Origin of the sequence: Streptomyces sp. Ncost-T10-10d, from assembly GCF_900091955.1 — a bacterium.
Lineage (GTDB): Bacteria > Actinomycetota > Actinomycetes > Streptomycetales > Streptomycetaceae > Streptomyces.
Window position 1 is genome coordinate 1 of record NZ_FMDF01000092.1, and the last position, 7,824, is coordinate 7,824.

Consider the following 7,824-nt stretch of genomic DNA (forward strand, 5'->3'; position numbering starts at 1 on the left):
ACGGGAGCCGTTGCCCGCGCCGCTGCCGCCGCCGAGCAGACCGCCGGGGGCGGAGGACTGCTGCCCCGGTCCCGGCTTCGGGGGCCGACTGCTTGCCGCCGTGCGCGACATCGACGGGGAGCATGACCAGCGCGGTCGTACCACCGGAGTCCGAAGGCCGCAGCTGGATCCGGATGCCGTGACGCAGGGACAGCCGGCCGACCACGAACAGACCCATGCGGCGGGAGACCGAGACGTCCACGGTGGGCGGCGAGGCGAGCCGCTCGTTGATCGCCGCGAGGTCCTCGGGGGAGAGGCCGATGCCGGTGTCGTGGATCTCGACCAGCACCCGCCCGTCGGGCAGCGCGTGGCCGGTGACCCGGACCTTCGTCTGCGGCGAGGAGAACGACGTGGCGTTCTCCAGCAGCTCGGCGAGCAGGTGCACGAGGTCGTTGACGACGCGGCCCGCGACCTCGGTGGCGGGCACCGCGGCCAGTTCGATGCGCTCGTACTGCTCCACCTCGGAGGCGGCGGCACGGAGCACGTCGACCAGCGGGACGGGGCGGGTCCACCGGCGGCCCGGCTCCTCGCCCGCGAGAACGAGGAGGTTCTCGCCGTTACGGCGCATACGGGTCGCGAGGTGGTCGAGCTTGAAGAGCGAGGACAGCTGGTCCGGGTCGGCCTCGCGCGACTCCAGCTCGGAGATGAGGGAGAGCTGACGCTGGATGAGGCCCTGGCTGCGGCGCGAGAGGTTGGTGAACATCGCGTTGACGTTGCCCCGCAGAAGAGCCTGCTCGGCGGCGAGACGGACGGCCTCGCGGTGCACGTCGTCGAAGGCTGCGGCCACCTTGCCGATCTCGTCCCGGGAGTGGACACCGACCGACTCGACCGAGGTGTCGACGTCCTGCGGGTCGGCCTCGGAGAGCTGCTTGACGAGTTCGGGCAGCCGGTCCTGGGCGACGCGCGTAGCTGTGTCCTGCAGTCGCCGCAGCGAGCGGATCATCGACCGGGCGACGACGAAGGCGCCGACCAGCGAGACGCCGAGCACCAGCAGGATGAGCGCACCGCTGATGATCGCTTCACGCTTCGACTGGTCGCGGAGCTCGCGGGCCTTGCCCTCCATGTCGCTGAGGAGGGTCTCCTCGATGGTCTTCATGGCCTGGATCTTGGTGGAGCTCTGGTCGTACCAGTCCAGGTAGGAACGCCGGGGCATGTCGTCCATGCCCGAGGGGCTGTCCAGGACCTTCTTCGCGTAGGTCTCGGAGGCCTTGATCTCCGGGTTGCCCTCCTGCAGCGTGGCGATCAGCTCTTCGGCGTTGTTGCCGGTCGCCTCGTAGACCGCCTTGAAGGAGCGGAGCGCAGAGTCTTCCTTGCGCAGTGCGGCGCGGCCGAACTGCTGGTCGTTCTGGTCGAGGTGCGGCTGCTTGTCGTTGCCGCCGGGCAGCGCCGCGGCGATGACCGCCCGCTGGACCGAGGCGTACTCCTTCGCGGAGGAGAAGGCCGCCAGCGCACGGGTCCGCTTGATCATCTCCGAGTTGCTGGTCGCCTGCGCCATGTCCTGCGAGAGGCTCAGCAGCGAGGTGATCAGCTGGCTGTACTGGTCGACGGTCTGGAGGCTGGGGGAGCCCTTGGCGTACGCCGTCTTGCGGATGTCACGGATCGCGGCCAGCTGGCTGGCGATCTGGTTGACGCTCGAGTAGATGCTCTCGAGGGCCTCGTCGCCCGACGGGTCGCCGATCGAGTTCGTCGCGTCCAGGAAGGCCGTCTTCGCCCGGTCGGTCTTCTTGCGGGGCTCGGTGACCTTGAAGTCGTCGGCCTTCACCCCGTTGGACAGCGGACCGGCAGAGCTGTCGCGCTCCGCCTGGAGCGCCTGGGCGAGCGTGGTCGCCTGCTTGGTCATCTTGGTCAGCAGCTGCATGTGATCCAGCTGCTGGATGTCGTTCATGGAGTCGTTGATCCGCAGTCCGCCCAGGGTGGTCGCGGCGACCACGGGAAGGGCGAGCAGGGAGACCAGACGCGTGCTGATCCGCCAGTTGCGAAGAGCTACTCGCGAGCCGGTGCTGACGGGGCCACGGGGCTTGAGCGACGAGATCGGATCGGTGTCGCTGCCCGCCGTGGCACCGGGGCGCCGGTCGCGGTCACCGCTGTCGCCGGCCGAGGCCGGTCCGGGGTTCTGGGCGTGCTGGGGCGAGGAACCGCGGTCGGTCCCGCCGTGCGGCTCCTGTTCCGCCGCAGCGCTGCCATCCCTCTTGAAACGTCCCTGCACTAGCGTCGCAACCTCTGGACCAGGCGTCCCTCCGCACGAAGCGGGTGGGACGGTGTCGGCGTCGTGGGGCGTCGTGTCCGCCCCCTGGTGGTCGTGAGTGACCGGCGCTCTTCCCCTTCCCGCCGCCACTCGGCGCTGCGTTGCGCCCCTGCGCGCCGGTTTGTGAACCCGCGGCGGTGCGTGGAATTCCAGCACAGTGCCGGATCTCCAACAAGGGCCTCGTGCTGGGCCGTGACCTGGGTGACTTGTTGTGACGACCAAGTAACAAAACGTGGAGCGTGTTCGCGGGCAAAGTGGATCATTAGGGGTGAATCGGTGGACGGTGGAGGGTGTCCCAGTCGACATGATCAGGAGCGGAATAGCTCATTCAGTGGCGCAATGTCCGTTTCTGTCAGCGTGGTCAGCCGCCCGAAATGGGGCAATTGTCAATGCAGTCGTGAGGAAACTCACATGATGATCGCCGTCTCATCCGGGCTTCTGAAGGGAATTGGATGTTTAGCCTGACGCTTTACAGGGATGGCAAATCCGACAACCGGCGCCCCTCCGGGCGGCGCCCATACCGACAGGGTCCGAACGGTAGATGAAGACGACGATGATGTTCCGCAACATTGCCAACCCCCGGCGCACCACGCTGGCGCACCTCAAGGACGCCGACGAGCTGCAGACGCCGGAACTGCCGGAGCGCGCCGTCGAGCTGCCCACCCAGACGGCCAACCCCCGCCGCACCATCCTCATGGAAGCCCCGGTCACGGCCTCGGCCGCAGCGGCCGAGTAATGCGCGGTTGTCCCCCCTCACCCGCGTTAGCCTGGAGCGTCAGTCTTCAGCCAGCCAGCAAGTGAGGGGCGACAGCATCCCGTGCGCATCGCCAGGTTCTCCATCGACGGCAATGTCGCCTTCGGCGCCGTCGAGGGCGAGGGGCCCGATGGTCTCGTCCTCGACATCATCAAGGGCATCCCGTACGCCGAGTTCGAGCTCTCCGGCACCAAGGTCCCGCTGAGCAAGGTCCGCCTCCTGCCGCCCGTGCTCCCCAACAAGGTCGTGGGCATCGGCCGCAACTACGCGGAACACGCCGCGGAACTCGGCAACGAGGTACCGGACGTCCCCGTCGCCTTCTTCAAGCCCACCACCTCGGTGATCGGCTCCGGCGACGCCATCGAGTACCCCTCCTTCTCCAACGAAGTCCACCACGAGGCCGAACTGGCCGTGGTCATCGGCCGTATGTGCCGTGAAGTGCCGCGTGAGCGCGTGAAGGACGTCATCTTCGGCTACACCTGCGCCAATGACGTCACCGCCCGCGATGCCCAGAAGCGCGAGAAGCAGTGGGCCCGGGCCAAGGGCTTCGACACATCCTGCCCGCTCGGCCCCTGGGTGGAGACCGACCTCGACCCCAGCGACCTGACCATTCAGGCCACGGTCAACGGCGAGCAACGCCAACTGGGCCGTACGAGCGACATGATCCGCTCGATCGAGGATCTGGTCGTCCACATCACGGAAGCCATGACGCTGCTCCCGGGCGATGTGATCCTCACCGGCACTCCCGCAGGGGTCGGACCCCTCCATGTCGGCGACGAGGTCGCCGTCACCATCGAAGGCATCGGCACTCTCACCAACAAGGTGATCAAGCGTGGTTAACGCACCCTCCCCCAAGCTCTCGGCTCCGCTCGACCAGGGGGTACCCCCCCGCGTACGTTTCTGTCCCTCCCCGACCGGTAACCCCCATGTGGGCCTGGTCCGCACCGCCCTCTTCAACTGGGCCTTCGCCCGCCACCACGGCGGCACCCTGGTCTTCCGCATCGAGGACACCGACGCGGCCCGCGACTCCGAGGAGTCCTACAACCAGCTCCTGGACTCGATGCGCTGGCTCGGCTTCGACTGGGACGAGGGCCCCGAGGTCGGCGGCCCGCACGCCCCGTACCGCCAGTCGCAGCGCATGGACATCTACAAGGATGTCGCCGAGAAGCTTCTCGCAGGCGGCTACGCCTACCACTGCTACTGCACCACCGAGGAGCTCGACACCCGCCGCGACGCCGCCCGTGCCGCCGGCAAGCCGTCCGGCTACGACGGCCACTGCCGCGACCTCACGGCCGAGCAGATCGCCGCGTACGAGGCCGAGGGCCGCACCTCCATCGTCCGCTTCCGGATGCCCGACGAGGCGCTCACCTTCACCGACCTGGTCCGCGGCGAGCTGACCTTCCAGCCGGAGAACGTGCCGGACTACGGCATCGTCCGTGCCAACGGTGCCCCGCTGTACACGCTGGTCAACCCGGTCGACGACGCGCTGATGGAGATCACCCACGTCCTGCGCGGCGAGGACCTGCTCTCCTCCACCCCGCGTCAGATCGCCCTCTACAAGGCGCTCATCGAGCTGGGTATCGCCAAGGACACCCCTGCGTTCGGCCACCTCCCGTACGTCATGGGCGAGGGCAACAAGAAGCTCTCCAAGCGCGACCCGCAGGCTTCGCTCAACCTCTACCGCGAGCGCGGCTTCCTGCCCGAGGGGCTGCTCAACTACCTCTCCCTGCTGGGCTGGTCCATCGCCGAGGACCGCGACATCTTCTCCATCGAGGAGATGGTGGCCGCGTTCGACATCAAGGACGTCAACGCCAACCCGGCGCGCTTCGACCTGAAGAAGTGCGAGCACATCAACGCCGAGCACATCCGCAAGCTGGATGTGAAGACGTTCACCGAGGCGTGCGGCCCCTGGCTGAAGGCGCCGTTCGCCCCGTGGGCCCCGGAGTCCTTCGACGGGGAGCAGTTCGCGGCGATCGCCCCGCACGCCCAGACCCGTGTCACGGTCCTTTCGGAGATCACGGCCAACGTCGACTTCCTCTTCCTCGACGAGCCGGCCACCGACGAGGCGTCCTGGGCCAAGGCGATGAAGGAGGGCTCCGACGCCCTGCTCATCACGGCCCGCGCCAAGCTGGCCGCCGCCGAGTGGAACGCGGACGCCCTGAAGAACGCCATCCTCACCGCCGGCGAGGAGCACGGCCTGAAGCTCGGCAAGGCCCAGGCCCCGGTCCGCGTCGCGGTCACCGGCCGCACGATCGGCCTGCCGCTCTTCGAGTCCCTGGAGATCCTGGGCCGGGAGAAGACGATCGCCCGCATCGACGCGGCACTGGCCAGGCTGGCCGCCGCGTAGTCGTCACCGCTGTACCCGAAGGGGCGGCCACGGTTCAACCCGGTGGCCGCCCCTTTCGCGTACTTACGGGATGAACGCCTGCTGCTCCCCGGAATGAGCGGCGCGCTGCTGCTACCCGTCCGCCGCTGACGGTGCAGGCCGTCGGATCGTTCGAACTCATAGGCTGAGGAGAGGGACTACAGGCGCGGGAGAGATCACCTGGAACGCAGTCGTCCCAGCAGAACTCGCCCACGACCACCGCACGGTGGTGGGCGCCGGGCCCACACGACCGTCGTGGGCGCATGACTGACACAACCGCAATCGCAACCGCGGATCCGGGGGAACGAATGACACGGCTGAGACTGTCCCTGTACGTCGGAGGGCTGCTCCTCGCGCTGGTCGCCGGCGGGCTGACCTGGACCGTCCGGTCCCGGGACACTGATGGCGAAGACCTCGCAGACCGGTGCCAGGGCTCCCTCGCGGTCGAGGAGGCACGGGAGTTCTTCTACGGCGCCAGGCTCAAGGCGCGCGGTCACACCAACGACTGGAACGGTCACGACACCCAGTGGTGCTCGGTCTCGGCCGAGCACGACGGCGGCGGGCCGGTGCTCAAGCTCCGGGTATCGCCACGGGCGGCCTACCGGGCGAGCGGCCCCGCCGCGGAAGCCTCGGCAACGCCGATCGGGCACGGCTGGACCGGGTCCTTCGTCAGCGGGTACTCACCGGGAGCCGCTGTCCTGGTCGACTGCAGGACGGTGGCGGGCGCCGGCCTGCTCGTCACGGCCGAGACGAGCGCGAAGTCGGAGGATCTCACCGCCCGGCAGGTACTCCAAGTGGCCCGTGTCGCGACCGAGTCGGCGCGTCGTGCGGCCGGCCACGCCAAGTGCGAGGGAGCACTCGGTGAACGCCCGGGGGCCGTCGACCGTACGGCGTGGAGGACGAAGCCCATCGACCAATCGACGGGTACGTGCCGCGACGTGATGACCGGGCGTGAAGCTGTCCGGCTGCACGTGACCGACGTCAGCGAGAAGCCTGCGGGACGGGCGCTGACGGAAGAATGCGAAATGAGCCGGGGCAAGGCGGACCTGTTCCACATGACCGCCTACTACGGGCCGTCGGCGGAGGAGGAGATGTATCTCGACGGCAAGTACCCGGGAACGGTGAAGGGTGCGTACACCCGGACCGTCGCATGCGGGGGCGCCATCGGGACCGCCTACTTCAAGCTTGAGCGCGCCAAGGGCAAGGCGGCGGACGGCGCCGCCGGAACGCAAGGAACGATCGACTCCGCGGCGCTGAACCGGATTCTGACGTCGTACGCCACCGCCTCCGGCAAACGGCACGGCTGCCCCACCCCCTGACAGCCCCCGCCGGACCGCGCAAGGCGCCGATCGCGCTTTCAGCGACTGCGGGCCAGGCCCGCAGTCGCAACACCTGCCGCGCGAGAGGCCGAGCTTCCTGCCGCCGGGAGTCGACCAGCAGCAGTTCTGAGCCCTGTCTCCCGAGGAGCCGCTACGCCCGCCGCGCGAGCGGTAGCGTGGCTGTATGCCGATCCGAGCCGTGCTCTGGGACATCGATGACACGATCTTCGACTACACGGGTGCCGACCGCATCGGCATGAGCAAGCATCTCGAACACGAGGGCCTGCCCGATGGATACGGCTCCGTCGAGCAGGCCCTGTTCACGTGGCGGGCGATCACCGATGCGCACTGGGCACGGTTCGCCGCGGGGGAGACGGATTTCCAGGGGCAGCGCCGGGACCGTGTGCGGGAGTTCCTCTCGCGGGCGTTGGAGGACGAGGAGGCCGACGCCTGGTTTGCCCGGCACGTGACCCACTACGAGGCCGCCTGGTCGCTCTTCCCCGACGCGCTGCCCGCTCTGGACGTTCTGGCGAACGGATTCCGGCACGGCGTGCTGTCGAACTCCAGCATCCACAACCAGGACCGGAAGCTGCGCACGCTCGGTGTACGGGACCGGTTCGAGGCCGTGGTGTGTGCCGTGGAGCTAGGCGTCTCCAAGCCCGAGGCCGGTGCCTTCCACGCGGCCTGCGAGGCGCTGGCGCTGGAACCGGGAGAGGTCGCGTACGTGGGGGACGAGCCGGACATCGACGCCGCCGGCGCGGTCGCGGCGGGGCTGATGGGGATCTGGCTGGACCGGGGTGGACGCGGCGGGCGGCCCGAACTCGTCCGCATCGGCGGGCTCGATCAGCTGCCCGGCCTGCTCGTCCCGGCCCGACCCTGATCCGAGGTGTGGACCCTGGCGGGCAATACCCGTTTTGGAGCGCCGGACACCTTCGGGTAATGTTCTTCCTGCGCCGCCCGAGCGGGCCGAAAGATCCGGCCGGGAAGCGCAGAAATGAAACCTCCTCCAGAGGTTGCGTTTCAGTGGGCTATGGTGTAATTGGCAACACTACGGTTTCTGGTACCGTCATTCTAGGTTCGAGTCCTGGTAGCCCAGCGCAGA

At 68.5% G+C, this 7,824-nt stretch carries 5 protein-coding genes, 1 tRNA gene and 1 pseudogene; 6 read left to right on the top strand and 1 reads right to left on the bottom strand.

The window, feature by feature from the left end; genetic code table 11:
- Positions 1-2,245: pseudogene (locus GA0115254_RS14110) on the bottom strand (nitrate- and nitrite sensing domain-containing protein); the annotation flags it as partial.
- A 580-nt stretch (positions 2,246-2,825) separates the two neighbouring features.
- Here GA0115254_RS14110 and GA0115254_RS14115 point away from each other — a divergent pair.
- The 6 genes from GA0115254_RS14115 to GA0115254_RS14140 all read left to right on the top strand — a co-directional run bounded on the left by GA0115254_RS14115 (position 2,826) and on the right by GA0115254_RS14140 (position 7,818).
- On the top strand, positions 2,826-3,020 hold the full coding sequence (locus tag GA0115254_RS14115) for a hypothetical protein (protein ID WP_176740118.1): 195 nt from the start codon (positions 2,826-2,828) through the stop codon (positions 3,018-3,020).
- Positions 3,021-3,101: 81 nt separating this feature from the next.
- Positions 3,102-3,878, top strand: coding sequence for a fumarylacetoacetate hydrolase family protein (locus GA0115254_RS14120; RefSeq protein ID WP_093895621.1), 777 nt, complete (start codon positions 3,102-3,104; stop codon positions 3,876-3,878).
- Positions 3,871-5,385: a glutamate--tRNA ligase gene (gene gltX, locus GA0115254_RS14125; RefSeq protein WP_093895622.1), complete on the top strand. Its 1,515-nt coding sequence runs from the start codon at positions 3,871-3,873 to the stop codon at positions 5,383-5,385. The genes GA0115254_RS14120 and gltX overlap by 8 nt, the downstream gene beginning before the upstream one ends.
- 326 nt (positions 5,386-5,711) lie before the next feature.
- Positions 5,712-6,722 (top strand): hypothetical protein, encoded by a 1,011-nt coding sequence (locus GA0115254_RS14130; RefSeq protein WP_093895623.1) that lies wholly within the window; start codon positions 5,712-5,714, stop codon positions 6,720-6,722.
- Between the two features lie 184 nt (positions 6,723-6,906).
- Positions 6,907-7,602, top strand: a complete 696-nt coding sequence (locus GA0115254_RS14135; protein ID WP_093895624.1) for an HAD family hydrolase — start codon at positions 6,907-6,909, stop codon at positions 7,600-7,602.
- A 144-nt stretch (positions 7,603-7,746) separates the two neighbouring features.
- Positions 7,747-7,818 (top strand) — tRNA-Gln (locus GA0115254_RS14140).
- Positions 7,819-7,824 lie beyond the last annotated feature (6 nt).